Raw genomic sequence first — 16,895 nt, 5'->3', positions numbered from 1 at the left:
TGCCCGATCGGCGCTAAATTCGTTATGCCTCTTGCGTTTTCCTCGCACTCCCAATGGGCCTTGGCAACTTCTACAGAACGGTGGTCCAGGTGAGTCGTCAATGGTATGAGCATCCCTCGCTGGTTCTGCAGCTCAAGGCGCTGGCCGGACTGCGCAATGATCTGCGCGACCACAACCTGTTCGAGGGTGATGGAATCCGTCCCAAAGATGATCTCGGAGAAGCGACCGAGGAAGTCAAGCGGGCGCGCACCCCGGACGGCACGTGGAACGACCTCTCCGAACCGTGGATGGGGGCAAAGGGAACAGGTTTCGGCCGCAATGTTCCGCTGGCGAACACTGTCACCCACACCAAGCGATTGCTCGACCCGGACCCGCGGCTCATCAGCCGGCGGCTGATGGCGCGCGACGAATTCAAGCCCGCGGGAATCATCAACGCATTGGCCGCCGCGTGGCTGCAGTTCGAAAACCACAACTGGTTCTTCCACGGCGATGGACTGGCGGACAAGACAATCGATATCCCACTGCGCAAGGGTGACGAGTTCCCCGAGGATCCGATGCGGATCCGCTGCACCATCCCGCCGCGCGGAGAGATCATCGACGGCTGCCCGGCGCCGGTGTTCAACAACGTCGAAACGCATTGGTGGGACGGATCGCAGATCTATGGCAGCGGCAAGGAACGCCAAGCCGAGGTGCGAACCTTCGTCGACGGCAAGATCAAGGTCGGCGATGACGGCCGGCTGCCCAAGAGTGACATCCCCGGGATCGACCTCACCGGCATGCGGGAGAACTGGTGGGTCGGGGTGGGCATCCTGCACACCCTCTTTGCTCGCGAGCACAACGCCGTGTGCGACGCCCTGAAGAAGGCCTACCCCAGTTTCGACGACCAGCGCCTCTTCGAACTCGGAGTCCTGGTGGTCTCCGCGCTGATCGCCAAGATCCACACGGTCGAATGGACCACGTGCGTATTGCGCCACCCCGCCTTGCAGATCGGCATGAATGCCAACTGGTACGGCGCCCTGGGTGAGACGTTCCGTGACCGCATCGGTCGGGTCGGAGACAGCGAAGCGTTGTCGGGCATCATCGGCTCGCCCACCGATCACCACTCCGCGCCGTTCTCCCTGACCGAGGAATTCGTCTCGGTCTACCGCATGCACCCGCTGATCCCCGACGACTGGAACTTCTTCTCGCTGGCATCCGGAGAGCACCTGGAGAAGCGCGAATTCACGGAACTGCAGGGACGTTTCACCCGCGACTTCATGGACCGGATGGAATTCGGCGACATGTGGTATTCGTTCGGTTTGGCCAGCGCGGGAGCGGTGTGCCTGCACAACTATCCGAACGCGTTACGGCAGCTGACCCGGGTAGACGGCCAGATCACCGACCTCGCGACGCTGGACATCGTGCGCGACCGGGAACGGGGGGTGCCCCGCTACAACGACTTCCGGGAAGCGCTGCGGATGCCCAGGCGCAAGACCATCGACGACATCACTCCGAACAAGCAGTGGGCCAAAGAGATCAACGAGGTCTACAACGGCGACGTCGATGCGGTGGATTTGCAGATCGGCATGCAGGCCGAGCAGCCGCCTAAGGGCTTCGGCTTCTCCGACACCGCGTTCCGCATCTTCATCCTGATGGCGTCGCGGCGGCTGAAGAGCGACCGGTTCTTCACCAAGGACTTCCGGCCCGAGGTGTACACCCAAATCGGCTATGACTGGGTGAACCACACCACGATGAAAGACGTTCTGCTGCGCCATTATCCGGAGCTCGAGACGGTGATCGGCGACGTGGAGCGGGTGTTCGCGCCGTGGCCCAAGCTGGGTGCGCCGGCCGAGGGAAAGAAGCGCCGAGTGGTGCAACTCGCCGACACCGTCCGTGCCTACATTCCGTGGGGGTCCTGATCCGTGGGTGAGGATTTCAAGCACGCATCGACACTGGAAGGCATCAGGTTCACGGCCCAGGTCGCGGTTCCCAATGTTGTGCTGGGGCTGTTCAACAAGCGGCAGCTGCCCAGCCGGGTCGCCTCCACCGTCGGGGCCGACTACCTCGGCTACCGGCTGGTGGAGGGCATGGTGCGGAGCTACGGCCCGGCGCCGTTCTACGTGCGAGTCGCCAAGGACGAGGCCCTGCTGGTGCACCATCCCGACGATCTGCACTTCGTGCTGGGCGGCTCCCCGGACCCGTTCGCTTCCGACCCGGAGGCGAAACGTAAGGGGATGAAGGCGTTTCAGCCTGAGGCCCTGACCCTCTCGCGGGGGCAGGAGTGGCAGCAGCGGCGCAATTTCGCCGAAGCAGTGCTGGATACCGGCAAACCGGTACACCGGCTGGCGCAGCCGTTCGTCGATGTCGCAGCCCAGACCGCACGGGAGCTGGCCGGCGACAAGATCGACTGGCCGGCGGCGAACAAGGCTTTTCAACGGATGACCCGGCGGGTGCTTTTCGGCGATCCCGCGGCCGACGACGAGGCACTCACCGAGACGCTCAGCGAGATGATGTCGGCCGGCAATAAAATGCCCGATGAGCCGGCGCCCCAGTACGACGAGTTCATCGCACGGATAGCGGGCTATCTCGACAGTCCCGCGGAAGGCAGTCTGGCCGCACTGATCCCGCAGGCGCCGGACCCCGGCTCCGCCCCGGCCGGCCAGCTGGTGCACTGGATGTTCGCAATGGGAGACACCCTGGCGGCCAACACTTTCCGTACGCTCGGCGTGCTGGCGAGCCATGACGAGCAGCTGCGTGAGGTCAAGGTTGAGATGGCCGATGCGGACATCGGCTCGGCCACCGGCATCGCCTCGCTGGAGTATCTGGCAGGGTGCCTGTTCGAAACGATGCGGTTGTGGCCCACCACCCAGTTGTTCGGCCGGGTCACCGCCCGGGACGTCGAGTTTCCCAGCGGTGCCGTGCTGCCCGAGGGAACCCAGGTGCTGATCTACAACGTCTTCAATCACCGCAACCGGCAGCGCATTCCATACGCCGACCGGTTCTCACCGGGCGAGTGGGTCAGCGGAGATGCGGGCAGCGACTGGTCATACAACTTCTTCAGCCACGGACCGCAGGTCTGTCCCGGGGCGGACCTGTCGATTTTCCTGGGTCAGACGGTGCTGGCCCACTTGATCGACGCCGGCGCCACCAGTCTGTCGGGGGATCGGCTGAATCCGGCGAAGCCGCTGCCGCACGGCTTCGACCTCTACGGCTTCAGCGCGTCGCGATAACCGTGACGATGTTGCGCATCGTGGCCGAATCGGGGTCGTCGGGGAAGACGCGCCCGTAGTCGGTGTAGAACTCCCGCCGCGGCCGGGTGGTCACCGTCCAGCCGTGCGCGTCCAGATAGTCCACGACGTTGTTGCGTTCACCGTCGTAGAACAGGTTCGACAGGTTGATGTCGCAGCCGAGGTTGGCCCAGCGCTGATTGAACTGCTGGGCACGCTGACTCATCGGCACGCCCGAGTCCGGGTGGTATTCGGTGGCAATCCGGCTACCTGGTCCGCTGAGCGCGGTGATGTTGTCGAAGAGCCGGTCCTGAGCTTCCGGCGGGAGGTACATCAGCAGACCTTCGGCACTCCAGGCGGTCGCCTTGGTGGGGTCGAATCCATTGTTACGCAAGGCTTCCGGCCAGTCGTCGCGCAGGTCGATGCTGACCGCCTTGCGGTGCGCCGAGGGTGTGGCGCCCAGCGCCGTCATCGCGGAGTTCTTGAAAGCGATGACCTCGGGCTGGTCGACCTCGTACACGACGGTGGCGCGCGGCCAGGACAGCCGGTAGGCGCGGGCATCGAGGCCGGCGGCCAGGATCACGGCCTGCCGCACCCCGACGCGGGTCGCGTCGAGGAAGAAGTCGTCGAAGAAGCGGGTACGGACCGCGATCGAGTCTGTCTCGAACTGGAGGTCACGTCCGTCGGCCGCGTCCGGCAGCGACTGCTCTATCGGCAGGTCGCCGTCGACCAGACGGGTGAAGAAATCCAGGCCCACCGCCCGGACCAGTGGCGCCGCGAAGGGGTCGTTGATGATCGGGTTGTCCTGCGCGGAAGCCACCGCGCGGGCGGCCGCGACCATCGTGGCCGTTGCGCCCACGCTCGAGGCCAGGTCCCAGGTGTCCCCGGCGGATCGCTCAGTGCTCGCCATGGCCCGTTCCTTCCGCAAGCCGCTCCGCGCTGAGGTAGACCACCTCGCCGAACGGGGCATCGTCGCCGGAGGCCGGCTCCAAACCGTGCTTGGCGAACAATTCCGAGTTACGCATGCTGGTGGTCTGCCAGCCCTGAGCGGACAGATAGGTGCCGGCGTCGGTGCGATCGTCGAAATACACCAGCGCGGCCATGTCGAAGTCGAGACCGTGACGGCTCCACCGCTCGTTCTGACGCTTCATCCGGCTGCGCAGTTCGTCCTGATTGAGCTTGTTGATGTCCAACAGCCCCTCGGTCGCGAATCGGCTTCCCGGGATGCTGAGCGCACCGATCTGATCCAGCAGCCGATCCTGGGCGTCCGCGGGCAGGTAGCCCAGCAACCCCTCGGCAATCCATGCGGTGCGTTGCGAAGGGTCGAAGCCGGCCGCACGCAACGCCGCCGGCCAGTCCTCGCGCAGGTCGACCGCCACCGTGCGCCGGTCCGCGGTCGGTTGCGCGCCCAGGCCGGACAACGTCGCGGTTTTGAACTCGATCACCTGGGGCTGATCGACTTCGAACACGGTGGTGCCCGGCGGCCAGGGCAACCGGTAGGCACGCGAGTCCAGGCCCGCGGCCAGGATGACGGCCTGCCGGATGCCGGCCTGCGTGGCCGAGGTGAAGAAGTCGTCGAAGAACCGGGTTCGCACGGCCATCGCGTTGGCGAAGTGGACCGTGCCGGTCGCCGTTTCTTCGTCCAGTTCGGCCAGTTCCAGCTCGCCGCTGGCCAGCCGGGAGAAGAAGTCGACGCCCACCGCGCGTACCAGCGGCTCGGCGAACGAGTCCGAGGCCACCGCCCCTGCACCGTGCGGATCCCTGGCTGCCACGGCACGCGCCGCCGCGACCATGGTGGCCGTCAGACCGACGCTGGACGCCAGGTCCCAGGTGTCGCCCTCATATCGTGCGCTGCCCGTCTGGGTCATCTACCTGCTCCCGAAGTGCGATCTGATACTTAGCAAATATAACGAACTACCCAGACTGTACGCTTCGGTCGGATTGCGCGACTCCTCCGCACGGCTGCGCTGTGCATCGTCGTCACGCGGAAACCGGCGCGCTTCGGTAAGCGGAGGCCACCCTGGACGGACCGGCGCGCACCAGCTGTTAGTCTCGTACACGGTTTGACGCGCTTGGATCTTGCAGGCCGTACGTCCTGGCCTGCTGGTGTTGGGCACGTGACGCGGGATGAACCCAGGAAGTATCAGACCTAGACAACGTCAGACATTGGAACCAGCCGGCCAGTCCCGGTTGGCATGCCGCGACCAGAGTTCGGCTGCGCAGGAGGAAGAGTGCTTTCGGCTTTCATCTCATCGCTGCGGACAGCCGACCTGAGACGGAAGATCCTCTTCACGCTGAGCATCGTCGTTCTCTACCGCGTCGGCGCCGCGCTGCCCTCACCCGGCGTGAACTTCCCCAACGTGCAGCAGTGCATCAAGGAAGCCAGTGGTGGCCAGGCCGGTCAGATCTACTCGCTGATCAACCTGTTCTCCGGCGGAGCGCTACTGAAGCTCACCGTCTTCGCGGTGGGGGTGATGCCCTACATCACCGCCAGCATCATCGTGCAGCTGCTCACCGTGGTGATCCCGCGTTTTGAAGAGCTGCGCAAGGAAGGCCAGGCCGGGCAGGCCAAGATGACGCAGTACACGCGTTACCTGGCGATCGCGCTGGCCGTCCTGCAGGCCACCAGCATCGTGGCGCTGGCCGCCAACGGCGGGCTGCTGCAGGGCTGCTCCCTGGACATCCTGGCCAACCAGACCATCTTCTCCGAGATCGTCATCGTGTTGGTGATGACGGCCGGCGCCGCACTGGTGATGTGGATGGGCGAGCTGATCACCGAGCGCGGTATCGGCAACGGCATGTCGCTGCTGATCTTCGTCGGCATCGCCGCGCGCATTCCCGCCGAGGGCAATCAGATCCTGCAGAGCCGGGGCGGCATGATCTTCGCGGCCGTCTGTGCGGCCGCGCTGGTCATCATCGTCGGCGTGGTGTTCGTCGAGCAGGGCCAGCGGCGCATCCCGGTCCAGTACGCCAAGCGGATGGTGGGCCGGCGGATGTACGGCGGCACCTCGACCTATCTTCCGCTGAAGGTCAACCAGGCCGGCGTCATCCCGGTCATCTTCGCGTCCTCGCTGATTTACATTCCGAATCTGATCACCCAGCTGGTCCGCAGTGGCAGTGGCGGTGGCGGTCACAGTTGGTGGGACAAATTCGTCGGAAGCTACCTTTCCGACCCGAGTAGCCCGGTGTACATCAGCATCTATTTCGGGTTGATCATCTTCTTCACGTACTTCTACGTGTCGATCACGTTCAATCCCGATGAGCGTGCCGATGAAATGAAGAAATTCGGCGGCTTCATTCCCGGCATTCGTCCCGGGCGCCCGACCGCCGATTATCTGCGCTTTGTGCTGAGCCGGATCACCCTGCCCGGCTCGATCTACCTCGGTGTCATCTCCGTGCTGCCCAACCTGTTCCTGCAGATCGGCAACAGCGGCGGGATACAGAATCTACCCTTCGGGGGTACCGCGGTTCTGATCATGATTGGCGTCGGGTTGGATACGGTCAAACAGATCGAGAGTCAGCTCATGCAGCGCAACTATGAAGGGTTCCTCAAGTGAGAGTGGTATTGCTGGGACCGCCTGGGGCGGGCAAGGGGACGCAAGCAGAGAAGCTGGCCGAAAAGCTGGGGATTCCGCACATCTCGACCGGCGAACTGTTCCGCAGCAATATCCAAGAAGGCACCAAGCTCGGCGTGGAGGCCAAGCGTTATCTGGACGCCGGCGACCTGGTGCCGTCCTCGCTGACCAACGAACTCGTCGACGACCGGCTCAATGACCCGGACGCCGCGAACGGCTTCATCCTCGACGGGTACCCGCGATCGGTGGAACAGGCCAAGGCGCTGCACGAGATGCTGGAACGCCGCGGCACCGACATCGACGCGGTGGTGGAATTCCGGGTCTCCGAGGACGAGCTGCTGACCCGGCTGACGGGCCGTGGCCGCGCCGACGACACCGAAGAGGTCATCCGCAACCGGATGAAGGTGTACCGGGAAGAGACCGCCCCGTTGTTGGACTACTACAGCGACGAGCTGAAGACTGTCGACGCCGTCGGTAGCTTGGATGAGGTGTTCGCCCGCGCGCTCCAAGCCCTCGGCAAGTAATCGTGGGCGCCCTGGCACGGCTGCGGGGCCGCAAAGTGGTACCGCAGCGGACCGCCGGTGAGCTCGATGCGATGGCCGCGGCCGGCGCTGTCGTCGCCGCCGCGCTGAAGGCCGTTCAAGCGGCTGCGGTAGCGGGTGTCTCCACGCTGAGTCTCGACGAGATCGCCGAGTCGGTGATACGCGAAGCCGGCGCCATCCCGTCGTTCCTCGGCTACCACGGCTACCCGGCGTCTATCTGTTCGTCCGTGAATGACCGTGTCGTGCATGGCATCCCGTCCGCTGCCGAGGTTCTGGTACCGGGCGACCTGGTGTCGATCGACTGCGGGGCGGTGCTGGACGGCTGGCACGGCGACGCGGCAGTCACATTCGGCGTCGGCGACCTGATCCCCGCCGACGCGGCGTTGTCGCAGGCGACCAGGGAATCGCTGGAGGCCGGAATCGCCGCGATGGTCGTCGGTAACCGGCTGACCGACGTCGCGCATGCCATCGAAACCGGTACCCATGCCGCCGCGGCCCGCTACGACCGCGCATTCGGCATCGTCGAAGGTTACGGCGGCCACGGTATCGGCCGGCAGATGCACATGGATCCTTTCCTGCCCAACGAGGGAGCGCCCGGCCGGGGTCCCGCGCTGGCGGTGGGCTCGGTGCTGGCCATCGAGCCGATGCTGACGCTGGGAACTGGAAAGACCGTCGTCCTCGACGACAAGTGGACGGTCACCACCGTCGACGGCTCCCGCGCCGCGCACTGGGAGCACACCGTGGCCGTGACAGAAGATGGCCCGCGTGTTCTTACGCTTTTGAACTAACCGCCTTCTTGACTCGTATGAGTAGCGGGAGGTGATCAGGTGGCTCGTGTGGCCGGCACCGGGGCTGCTGAGGCCGCTCTGATGAAAGCGCTCTATGACGAACACGCCGCGGTGTTGTGGCGGTATGCGTTGCGATTGACCGGAGACGCCAGTCAAGCCGAGGACGTCGTCCAGGAGACGCTGCTGCGGGCCTGGCAGCATCCGGAGGTCATCGGCGATACCGAGCGCTCGGCGCGGGCATGGTTGTTCACCGTTGCCCGCAACATGATCATCGACGATCGCCGCAGCGCCCGGTACCGCAACGTCGTCGGCTCGACCGACGAAGAGGGCACGCCGGAACAGTCCACGCCGGACGAGGTCAATGCGGCGCTGGACCGGCTGCTGATCGCCGAGGCGATGGCCCAGCTGTCGGTCGAGCACCGCGCCGTGATCGAGCGGTCGTACTACCGTGGCTGGACCACCGCCCAGATTGCGGCAGATTTGAAAATCGCAGAGGGAACCGTGAAGTCGCGCCTGCACTATGCCGTGCGCGCGCTACGGCTCACTCTGCAGGAACTGGGAGTCACGCGATGACGCGGCTCCCCAAGCTTGAGGGTGACAGGAGGTGGATGACATGACGGGACAGGTGAGACACGATCAGCCCGGCGACGCGCACCGCTACGCGACGTGGGATGCCGCCTATGTGCTGGGGTCGCTGTCGGCTGCCGAACGGCGGGAATTCGAAACGCATCTGGCGGATTGCGCGTCGTGCCGCGAAGCCGTCGCCGAACTCAGCGGGGTACCGGCGCTGCTGTCGCAGCTGAGCCGCGAAGACGTGGTCGCGATCAACGAGGCCGGTCCGGCGCCGAGGACACCGGAGCTAGTGCCGTCATTGCTGGAGGCGGTGCGCTGGCGCCGTCGCCGTACCCGGCTGACCTGGCTGGCCTCCGCTGCGGCGGCCGTCGTACTGGGTATCGGTGTGTTGGTGGGGGTCAACACCTATGTCGGGACGCAGTCGCAGCCGGTGGCCGTCGCGGCGCAGCCGATGGCGCAGGTGGGCACCAAGATGCTGACCTCGACGGTGTCGCTGTCCAACGAGCACTGGGGCACCTTCATCAACCTGCAGTGCTTCTGCCTGGCTCCGCCGGACGCTCATCACGACACGCTGGCCATGGTGGTGGTGGGTCGAGACGGCAGCCAGACCCGGCTGGCGACCTGGGTGGCCGAACCCGGCCATATGGCCACCCCGGCGGGCAGCATCTCGACGCCGATGGATCAGATCGCCTCGGTGCGGGTAGTGGCCGCCGACAGCGGCCAAGTTCTGCTCGAGCGTTCGATCTAGCTTGCCCGGTGCGGTAAGAAAGGGCGTGGCCGACTCTCACAAGCGCGATCCGATCGCCGTGGCGCGAACCAACTGGGAACGCGCCGGATGGGGCGATGTCTCGCAGGGCATGGTCGCGGTGACGTCGGTGATGCGCGCGCACCAGATCCTGCTGGCCCGCGTCGAGACCGCGCTGCGTCCCTACGATCTGAGCTTCTCCCGCTACGAGTTGCTGCGCTTGCTCGCGTTCAGCCGGACCGGGTCGCTGCCGATCACCAAAGCATCGGACCGCCTGCAGGTGCACGTCACCAGCGTCACGCATGCGATCCGGCGGCTGGAATCCGATGGACTGGTACGGCGGGCGCCGCACCCCACCGACGGGCGCACCACGCTGGTGGAGATCACCGAACTGGGCCGCTCGACGGTCGAGGATGCCACTGTGACCCTCAACGAGCAGGTGTTCGCCGATATCGGTATGGACGCTTCCGAGTCCAGCGCGTTGGTGTCGTCCATCGAGACGTTGCGCCGCAACGCCGGTGACTTCTGACTCAGCCGTTGCGCAGCATTTCGATGACCGCGCTGAAGTCCTTGTCGGCGTGGTCGGTGGCGAATCGAGCGTAGATCTCGGCGGCGTGGGTGCCCAGCGGAGCAGCCGAACCGGTGGAGGCCACCGCGTCCATGGCCAGGCCCAGGTCCTTGTTCATCAAAGCCGCCGCGAAGCCGGGCTTGAAATCGTTGTTGGCCGGTGATGTCGGAACCGGGCCTGGCACCGGGCAATTGGTGTGCACCGCCCAGCAGTTGCCGGTTGCCCCGGTGATGACGTCGAAGAGCGACTGCGCCGACAGGCCGAGCTTCTCGGCCAGGACGAACGCCTCGCCGATCGCGATCTGCTCTACCGCCAGCACCATGTTGTTGCAGACCTTGGCGGCCTGGCCGGCGCCGGCGGCTCCGCAGTGAATGACCTTGCCCGCCATGGGTTCCAGCACCGGGCGGGCACGTTCCAGGGCGTCGGATTCGCCGCCGACCATGAACGCCAGCGTTCCGGCCGTCGCGCCCTTCACCCCACCGGAGACCGGTGCGTCGAGTTGCTGCATTCCGTGCGACCCGGCCAGCGCGTGCGCCTCGCGGGCATCGTTGACGGAGATGGTGGAGCTGTCGATGAACAACGCCCCGTGGCGTGCGGCCGGCAGCACCTGGGCGTAGCAACGTTTGACCACCTCGCCGCTGGGCAGCATCGTGATGACGACGTCTGCGTCGGCCACCGCTTCGGGTGCGGTGTCGAACAGTGTCACGCCCTTGTCGGCCGCTGCGGCGGCGGCTGCGGGTACCGGATCGTAGCCGCGCACGAGATGGCCCGCGCCAAGAAGATTCGCCGCCATGGGCCCGCCCATGTTGCCGAGCCCCAAGAACGCGATCGCGAGACGTGTTGTCATAGTGCCCTTCTAGGCGCTGGCCCGGAAGCGCGCGGCCTCGGCTCGGCCGACGACCACCCGCATGATTTCGTTGGTCCCTTCCAGGATCCGATGCACCCGCAGGTCGCGGACGATCTTTTCCAGACCATACTCGCGCAGATAGCCGTAGCCGCCGTGCAGCTGGAGCGCTTTGTCGGCCACCTCGAAGCAGGTGTCGGTGACGTAGCGCTTGGCCATCGCGCACAACTCGACTTTGTCGGCGGCATCTTCATCCAGCGCACTTGCCGCCCGCCACAACATCATTCGCGATGTCTCCAGTCCGGTGGCCATGTCGGCCAGGGTGAACCGGATGGTGGGTTCGTCGAGCAGGGCGGAGCCGAATGCCTGACGGTCGCGGACGTAGCCGCCCGCCTTGGCGAAGGCGGACTGGGCGCCCCCCAGCGAGCAGGCGGCGATGTTGAGCCGTCCGCCGTTGAGGCCGTTCATCGCGATGCCGAATCCGGTGCCCTCGCCGTCGGTCCCGCCCAGCATGGCGTCCGCCGGCACCCGCACGCCGTCCAGGATCACCTGCGCGGTGGGTTGGGCATGCCAACCCATCTTCTCCTCGAGCGCGCCGAAACTCAGCCCCGCCGTGTCCTTTTCGATGACAAAGGCGGAGATGCCGCGCGGGCCCTCGCTGCCCGTCCGCGCCATCACGACGTAGACGTCGGATGCCCCGGCGCCGGAGATGAACTGCTTGACCCCGTCGAGCACGTAATCCGAGCCGTTCTTCACTGCCCGCGTGCTCAACGCGCTGGCGTCGGAGCCCGCGCCGGGCTCCGTGAGGCAGTAGCTGGCGATGACGTCCATGCTCGCCAGCCGCGGCACCCACGCCTTGCGTTGCTCGTCGGTGCCGTAGCGGTCGATCATCCAGGCGCACATGTTGTGGATGGACAGGAACGCCGCGGTGACCGGGTCGGCGATAGCCAGCTGCTCGAAGATGCGCACCCCGTCGAGGCGGCGCAGTCCGCTACCACCGACGTCGTCGCGGCAGTAGATCGCCGCCATCCCGAGCTCGGCGGCTTCGCGCAGCACGTCGGTGGGGAAGTGCTTGGTGGCATCCCATTCCAGTGCGTAGGGCGCCATCCGCTTGTCGGCGAAGGCTGCCGCCGTCTCGGTGATCACCCGTTCTTCGTCGTTAAGGGTAAACATGCCGCTAATTCATTGTGGGGATGACGAATTCGGCACCGTCTTTGATGCCGGAGGGCCAGCGGGAGGTGACGGTCTTGACCTTGGTGTAGAACTGGATCGACGCCGTACCGTGCTGGTTGAGGTCGCCGAAACCGGACCGCTTCCAGCCGCCGAAGGTGTGATAGGCCACCGGAACCGGAATCGGCACGTTGACGCCGACCATGCCGACCTGCACCCGGGCGACGAAGTCGCGCGCGGTGTCGCCGTCACGGGTGAAGACCGCCACGCCGTTGCCGTACTCGTGCTCGGACGGCAACCGCAGTGCCTCTTCGTAATCGTGGGCGCGGACGATGCACAGCACGGGCCCGAAGATCTCGTCGGTGTAGATCGACATGTCCGGAGTGACATGATCGAACAACGTCGGTCCGATGAAGAAGCCGCCTTCGAGATTGGCGTCGCCGAAAGTCAAGTCGTCGCTGGCGCGTTCGCGTCCGTCGATGACCAGTTCGGCACCGGTTTCCACGCCCTGGCCGATGTAGTCACGTACCCGGTTGAGTGCGGCCTCGGTGACCAACGGGCCGTAGTCGGCCTTCGGGTCCAGGCTGTGTCCGACGCGCAGGCCGTTGATTCGCTCGACCAGCCTGGCGCGCAACCGGTCTGCGGTCTGCTCGCCGACCGGGACGGCGACGCTGATGGCCATGCAGCGCTCGCCGGCGCTGCCGTAACCGGCGCCGATCAGTGCGTCGACGGCCTGATCGAGGTCGGCGTCCGGCATGACGATCATGTGGTTCTTGGCGCCGCCGAAGCACTGGGAACGCTTTCCGGTGGCGGCTGAATGGCTGTAGATGTACTGAGCGATGTCGGAACTGCCGACGAAGCCCACCGCCTGGATGTCAGGGTGATGCAGGATCGCGTCGACCGCTTCCTTGTCGCCGTGCACCACCTGGAAGACCCCGGGCGGCAGGCCCGCCTCGAGGAACAACTCAGCGAGGCGCACCGGAACCGAGGGGTCGCGCTCGCTCGGCTTGAGTACGAAGGCATTCCCGCAAGCCAGGGCAGGCCCGGCCTTCCACAGCGGGATCATGGCCGGGAAGTTGAACGGGGTGATGCCCGCTACCACGCCCAGCGGCTGGCGCAGCGAGTAGACGTCGATGCCGGGCCCCGCGCCCTCGGTGTAGTCGCCCTTGAGCAGGTGCGGGATGCCGATGCAGAACTCGATCACCTCGATGCCGCGCTGGATGTCGCCTCGTGCGTCCGGCAGCGTCTTGCCGTGCTCCAGGGACAGCAGCTCGGCGAGCTCGTCGATGTTCTTGTTGACCAGGTCGACGAACTTCATCAGCACGCGCGCGCGGCGCTGCGGATTCCAAGCAGCCCAGCCCTTTTGGGCCTCTGCGGCCGAAGCGACCGCGGCATCGATGTCGGCCTGGTTGGCCATCGGGACGGTGGCCTGCACCTCGCCGGTGCTCGGGTTGAGGACGTCGGCGGAGCGGGTGGACGAGCCGGTGGTGCGCTGCCCGTCGATGAAATGCGGAATCTGCGTGGTCATGGTTGTCCCAAGGTCAGGTCTGGAGGATACTTGCATATCCTAGTAATTGCGTCAGGTGTTGGCAAGCTGCGGGAAAGCCCATGGCGCGGGCTCGAACTGTCGTGACCGTGGCGGTACGTTCGGTAGATGGCTGTCCGGGACGCCGTCATGGCAGGCATCGCTAAGCAGCTCGGTCACCCGAGTGGGCTGCGCGGGCGGTTCGTCGGCATGCTCCTCAACCGTGGCAACCGGGCCTTTGTGAACGCCGCGGTGCAGGCGCTCCAGCCTCGGCCGGCAACTGAGGTGGCGGACGTCGGTTTCGGCGGTGGGGTCGGGCTGAGGTTCCTGCTCGACAGTGTCGGCCGGGAGGGCCTGGTCCATGGTGTCGAGATCTCGGAGACAATGCTGGCCCGTGCCGAGCGTCGGTACCGCCGTGAAATCGCGTCCGGGCGCCTGATATTGCAGCAAGGGTCTTTGACAAAGCTGCCCTTCGACGATGGCCAACTGAGCGGCGTCATCACCGTCAACACCATCTACTTCGTCGCCGAGTTGGATCCTGCGTTCACCGAACTCGCCCGCGTGGTGAGTCGCTCGGGCCGCATCGTCGTCGGACTGGCCGACCCCGACGCCATGGCGAAGATGCCGACCAGCAGACACGGCTTCCACCTTCGCCCGGTGCCCGAGGTGGTTGAGTCGCTGCATCGCGCCGGACTCGCTGTCGACCACCGTCGAATCGACCGGAGTCATCTCCCGGCCCACCTGTTGATATGCACCCCCGCGCGCTGGCTCTGAAAGAGTCCGCACTGCAATGAGTGTGACGACGGCAGTGCTGCGCCTCGGACTCGCCGCGGCCCTTCTGGTCAGCGCCGTGAGTCATGCTTATCTCTATATCCATGGTTACCAGCACATTTCGATGATCGGCCCGGCCTTCCTGGTGCAGGCCAGTGTCTCCTTCGCGATGGCGCTCCTCATCGTCGCACGCGGTCCGGCCTGGCTCTGCTGGTTCGCTGCCGCGCTGGCCGGGGGATCTCTCGTTGCCTTCGTGCTGTCGAGGTCAGCCGGATTGGCCGGGTTTTCCGAGCACGGATGGACCCCGGCACCACACGCCGTGATCAGCGTGAGCGCCGAGGTTCTGACAGTCGTGCTCTGGGCGGTCCTGCAATTGGCCCCGCGGGCCGCTAGGGGCAGGTGGCGTCGACCTCGAACGTCTTGCTGACCTGCTGTCCCGCGTTGTCCACACCCGTTGCGGTGCCGGTGATCTGGTAGCTGTTGCCGTTCTTGGTTGCCTTGGCGCTGTTGCCGGGAGCGCCTTCGGTGAAGCTGAGGACCACGCCGTCGACGGTGCCCAGGCCGGCGCTGCGGACCGCGGACGCGTCCTGTTCCAGCCCGACGATCACGCCAGTCATCATGTCGCCGATGGCAATGGAGAATCTGCCCTGGTTCGTCTCGCACACGACCGCTCCGCTCACCGGTTGCGGCAGGCCGCCGATGATGACCTTCGTCTCCCCTGCGGCAGCAGGTGCCGCGGCAGGGCTGGACGACGGGGCGGGGGCCGATGAGGTCGCCGAGCTGGAGGCCGAGCTGGAAGAAGTGCCGGAGGACTTCTCGTCCTTCGAGCATCCGGCCATGCTCACGACGAGGGTCGTCGCGCTCAGGGCGACCAACAGCTCACGCTTCACGGGTGTCTCCTTCGATTGATCGGCACGCACAGCAGATGCTGACAAGCAGTATGTATGGCCGCTTGCCTCTGCGCATAGGTAGCCGTCAATCGTCGCGCAGGCCGGCCGCGAATCGCTGGGCCTGTTCCCAGGTGGGGAGCAGGCCGGAGGCCCGCACGTCGGCGAAGCTGGGTGCCGCGGCGTCGCGATCGGACAGGCTCGGAGGGGCACCGTCAACCAGCGGCCAGTCCACCCCGATCGCCGGGTCGGTGGCGCAGATGGTGTGCTCGCGCTGCGGGTTGTACTCCGCCGAGCACAGGTACATCACCGTTGAATTATCTTGCAGGGCAAGGAAACCGTGGGCAAGACCCTCCGAGATGTAAACGGTCCTGCGGTCCTGATCATCGAGCAGCACCGAGTCCCAGCGGCCGAACGTCGGTGACCCTTGGCGGATGTCGACCACGACGTCGAACACCGCACCCCGCACACAGGTCACGTACTTGGCCTGGCTCGGCGGCAACTGCGCGAAGTGCAGGCCGCGCAACACGCCGGCCGCGGACACCGAGCAGTTGGCCTGCCGCACATCGAGCCGGTGGCCGGTGACCTCGCGGAAACCTTTGTCGGTGAGCCATTCGAAGAACATGCCGCGCGGATCGCCGTGGATGGTCGGAGTGATCTCCCAGGCGCCCGGGATCTCGAGTTCGCGAACCTTCATCTCACTGACCGCGCTTCTCGTAACGGGCTTCGGCGGCGTCTTTGACTGGCCGCCACCATGATTCGTTGTCGCGATACCAGTCGATGGTGGCGCGCAACCCTTCCTCGAAATCGGTGTGCTTTGGCGCCCAACCCAATTCGTTGTAGAGCAGGGAAGGGTCGATGGCGTAGCGCAGATCGTGGCCGACCCGGTCGGTGACGTGGTCGAAGTCGTCGGGGTCGCGGTCCATCAACTGCAGAATCGTGCGCAGCACGGTCAGGTTGTCCCGCTCGCCCTCCGAACTGATCAGGTACGTACGGCCCGACTCGCCCTTTTCCAGGATCCGCCGCACCGCGCTGTTGTGATCCTCGACGTGGATCCAGTCGCGCACGTTGTGGCCGCTGCCGTACAGCTTGCATCGCCGCCCGGTGAGCACGTTGGTGATCTGGCGCGGAATGAACTTTTCGATGTGCTGGAACGGGCCGTAGTTGTTCGAGCAGTTCGACAGCGTGGCGCGCACGCCATAGGAGCGCACCCAGGCGCGGACCAGCATGTCGCTGCCGGCCTTGGTCGCCGAGTACGGGCTCGACGGGTTGTAGGGCGTGGATTCGGTGAAGCGCTGAGGGTCGCCGAGCTCGAGATCGCCGTACACCTCGTCGGTCGAGATGTGGTGCAACCGCACCCCGTTGCGTCGCACCGCTTCCAGAATGGTGAAGGTGCCCACCACGTTGGTGTGCAGGAACGGCTCGGGGTTGTCCAGCGCGTTGTCCACGTGCGACTCGGCCGCGAAATGGACGACAGCATCCGACTCGGCCACCAGCGCCGACACCAGCTCGGTATCGCAGATATCGCCTTCCACCAGCCTGATGGAATCTGCGACGTCGGCCAGTGACTCCCGGCGTCCTGCATAGGTCAACGCGTCGAGGACGGTGACGGAGTCCTCGGGGTGTTCGCGCACCGTGCTGTGCACGAAATTCGCTCCGATAAAGCCCGCCCCGCCGGTGACTAGCAGCCGCATGGCTACA

Annotated in this window: 18 protein-coding genes; 10 read left to right on the top strand and 8 right to left on the bottom strand. The window is 65.7% G+C overall.

Annotation, left to right across the window (positions count from 1 at the left end; all coding sequences use genetic code 11):
• The first annotated feature begins 89 nt into the window (after positions 1 to 89).
• Together QXH22_RS08270 and QXH22_RS08265 are read left to right on the top strand one after the other, a co-directional pair.
• A complete protein-coding gene (locus tag QXH22_RS08270) occupies positions 90 to 1,898 on the top strand; it encodes a peroxidase family protein (protein WP_306242209.1) in 1,809 nt (602 codons plus the stop codon).
• Positions 1,899 to 1,901: 3 nt separating this feature from the next.
• On the top strand, positions 1,902 to 3,209 hold the full coding sequence (locus tag QXH22_RS08265) for a cytochrome P450 (RefSeq protein ID WP_306242208.1): 1,308 nt from the start codon (positions 1,902 to 1,904) through the stop codon (positions 3,207 to 3,209).
• On the opposite strand, the gene QXH22_RS08260 is transcribed toward QXH22_RS08265, so the two are convergent.
• Together QXH22_RS08260 and QXH22_RS08255 are read right to left on the bottom strand one after the other, a co-directional pair.
• The gene (locus QXH22_RS08260; protein WP_306242207.1) at positions 3,193 to 4,116 is read right to left on the bottom strand and encodes a class I SAM-dependent methyltransferase; all 924 of its coding nucleotides are present in this window, start codon (positions 4,114 to 4,116) and stop codon (positions 3,193 to 3,195) included. The two genes, QXH22_RS08265 and QXH22_RS08260, sit on opposite strands and share 17 nt — an antisense overlap.
• Positions 4,103 to 5,074 carry a class I SAM-dependent methyltransferase gene (locus QXH22_RS08255; protein WP_306242206.1) on the bottom strand — a complete coding sequence of 324 codons (972 nt, stop codon included), beginning with the start codon at positions 5,072 to 5,074 and terminating at the stop codon, positions 4,103 to 4,105. Before QXH22_RS08255 ends, QXH22_RS08260 begins: the two co-directional genes overlap by 14 nt.
• A 363-nt stretch (positions 5,075 to 5,437) precedes the next feature.
• Here QXH22_RS08255 and secY point away from each other — a divergent pair, with 363 nt between their 5' ends.
• The 6 genes from secY to QXH22_RS08225 are packed head-to-tail and all read left to right on the top strand — an operon-like array spanning position 5,438 to position 9,958.
• Positions 5,438 to 6,763, top strand: coding sequence for a preprotein translocase subunit SecY (gene secY, locus QXH22_RS08250; RefSeq protein WP_306242205.1), 1,326 nt, complete (start codon positions 5,438 to 5,440; stop codon positions 6,761 to 6,763).
• The gene (locus tag QXH22_RS08245) at positions 6,760 to 7,305 is read left to right on the top strand and encodes an adenylate kinase (protein WP_306242204.1); all 546 of its coding nucleotides are present in this window, start codon (positions 6,760 to 6,762) and stop codon (positions 7,303 to 7,305) included. Before secY ends, QXH22_RS08245 begins: the two co-directional genes overlap by 4 nt.
• A gap of 2 nt (positions 7,306 to 7,307) precedes the next feature.
• On the top strand, positions 7,308 to 8,111 hold the full coding sequence (gene map / locus QXH22_RS08240; RefSeq protein WP_306242203.1) for a type I methionyl aminopeptidase: 804 nt from the start codon (positions 7,308 to 7,310) through the stop codon (positions 8,109 to 8,111).
• Between the two features lie 39 nt (positions 8,112 to 8,150).
• Positions 8,151 to 8,684, top strand: coding sequence for a sigma-70 family RNA polymerase sigma factor (locus tag QXH22_RS08235; RefSeq protein ID WP_306242202.1), 534 nt, complete (start codon positions 8,151 to 8,153; stop codon positions 8,682 to 8,684).
• 40 nt (positions 8,685 to 8,724) lie between these two features.
• Entirely contained in the window at positions 8,725 to 9,432 is a 708-nt protein-coding gene (locus tag QXH22_RS08230; RefSeq protein WP_306275331.1) for an anti-sigma factor, read from the top strand.
• Between the two features lie 25 nt (positions 9,433 to 9,457).
• A complete protein-coding gene (locus tag QXH22_RS08225) occupies positions 9,458 to 9,958 on the top strand; it encodes a MarR family transcriptional regulator (RefSeq protein ID WP_306242200.1) in 501 nt (166 codons plus the stop codon).
• Between the two features lies 1 nt (position 9,959).
• On the opposite strand, the gene mmsB is transcribed toward QXH22_RS08225, so the two are convergent.
• From mmsB to QXH22_RS08210, 3 genes are read right to left on the bottom strand one after another with little or no spacing between them, the layout of a single operon-like run.
• Entirely contained in the window at positions 9,960 to 10,844 is an 885-nt protein-coding gene (gene mmsB, locus QXH22_RS08220; RefSeq protein ID WP_306275330.1) for a 3-hydroxyisobutyrate dehydrogenase, read from the bottom strand.
• A gap of 9 nt (positions 10,845 to 10,853) precedes the next feature.
• On the bottom strand, positions 10,854 to 12,014 hold the full coding sequence (locus QXH22_RS08215) for an acyl-CoA dehydrogenase family protein (RefSeq protein WP_306242198.1): 1,161 nt from the start codon (positions 12,012 to 12,014) through the stop codon (positions 10,854 to 10,856).
• A gap of 4 nt (positions 12,015 to 12,018) precedes the next feature.
• On the bottom strand, positions 12,019 to 13,539 hold the full coding sequence (locus tag QXH22_RS08210; protein ID WP_306275329.1) for a CoA-acylating methylmalonate-semialdehyde dehydrogenase: 1,521 nt from the start codon (positions 13,537 to 13,539) through the stop codon (positions 12,019 to 12,021).
• Positions 13,540 to 13,665: 126 nt separating this feature from the next.
• On the opposite strand from QXH22_RS08210, the gene QXH22_RS08205 reads away from it, so the two are divergent.
• On the top strand, positions 13,666 to 14,310 hold the full coding sequence (locus QXH22_RS08205; protein WP_306275328.1) for a class I SAM-dependent methyltransferase: 645 nt from the start codon (positions 13,666 to 13,668) through the stop codon (positions 14,308 to 14,310).
• 386 nt (positions 14,311 to 14,696) lie between these two features.
• Here QXH22_RS08205 and QXH22_RS08195 read toward each other — a convergent pair whose 3' ends face one another.
• Complete coding sequence (locus QXH22_RS08195; protein WP_306244425.1) at positions 14,697 to 14,987, bottom strand: lipoprotein LpqH; 291 nt, start codon at positions 14,985 to 14,987, stop codon at positions 14,697 to 14,699.
• On the opposite strand from QXH22_RS08195, the gene QXH22_RS08190 reads away from it, so the two are divergent.
• The gene (locus QXH22_RS08190; RefSeq protein WP_306244554.1) at positions 14,935 to 15,216 is read left to right on the top strand and encodes a hypothetical protein; all 282 of its coding nucleotides are present in this window, start codon (positions 14,935 to 14,937) and stop codon (positions 15,214 to 15,216) included. The two genes, QXH22_RS08195 and QXH22_RS08190, sit on opposite strands and share 53 nt — an antisense overlap.
• Before the next feature lie 66 nt (positions 15,217 to 15,282).
• Here the strand turns inward: QXH22_RS08190 and rfbC are convergent, their stop codons facing one another.
• Together rfbC and rfbB are read right to left on the bottom strand one after the other, a co-directional pair.
• A complete protein-coding gene (gene rfbC / locus QXH22_RS08185; protein WP_306242193.1) occupies positions 15,283 to 15,891 on the bottom strand; it encodes a dTDP-4-dehydrorhamnose 3,5-epimerase in 609 nt (202 codons plus the stop codon).
• A 1-nt stretch (position 15,892) separates the two neighbouring features.
• Positions 15,893 to 16,888 (bottom strand): dTDP-glucose 4,6-dehydratase, encoded by a 996-nt coding sequence (rfbB, locus tag QXH22_RS08180; RefSeq protein WP_306242192.1) that lies wholly within the window; start codon positions 16,886 to 16,888, stop codon positions 15,893 to 15,895.
• Positions 16,889 to 16,895 lie beyond the last annotated feature (7 nt).

The organism is Mycobacterium sp. TY814, from assembly GCF_030755175.1.
In the GTDB taxonomy this organism is placed as follows: domain Bacteria; phylum Actinomycetota; class Actinomycetes; order Mycobacteriales; family Mycobacteriaceae; genus Mycobacterium.
This window is presented reverse-complemented; position numbering and strand designations above follow the sequence as displayed.

Coding starts and splice junctions, on each gene's coding strand:
- QXH22_RS08260 (WP_306242207.1), bottom strand. CDS start 4,116: ATGGCGAGCACTGAGCGATCCGCCGGGGACACCTGGGACCTGGCCTCG.
- QXH22_RS08255 (WP_306242206.1), bottom strand. CDS start 5,074: ATGACCCAGACGGGCAGCGCACGATATGAGGGCGACACCTGGGACCTG.
- QXH22_RS08230 (WP_306275331.1), top strand. CDS start 8,725: ATGACGGGACAGGTGAGACACGATCAGCCCGGCGACGCGCACCGCTAC.
- mmsB (WP_306275330.1), bottom strand. CDS start 10,844: ATGACAACACGTCTCGCGATCGCGTTCTTGGGGCTCGGCAACATGGGC.
- QXH22_RS08215 (WP_306242198.1), bottom strand. CDS start 12,014: ATGTTTACCCTTAACGACGAAGAACGGGTGATCACCGAGACGGCGGCA.
- QXH22_RS08210 (WP_306275329.1), bottom strand. CDS start 13,539: ATGACCACGCAGATTCCGCATTTCATCGACGGGCAGCGCACCACCGGC.
- QXH22_RS08205 (WP_306275328.1), top strand. CDS start 13,666: ATGGCTGTCCGGGACGCCGTCATGGCAGGCATCGCTAAGCAGCTCGGT.
- QXH22_RS08190 (WP_306244554.1), top strand. CDS start 14,935: ATGGCAATGGAGAATCTGCCCTGGTTCGTCTCGCACACGACCGCTCCG.
- rfbC (WP_306242193.1), bottom strand. CDS start 15,891: ATGAAGGTTCGCGAACTCGAGATCCCGGGCGCCTGGGAGATCACTCCG.
- rfbB (WP_306242192.1), bottom strand. CDS start 16,888: ATGCGGCTGCTAGTCACCGGCGGGGCGGGCTTTATCGGAGCGAATTTC.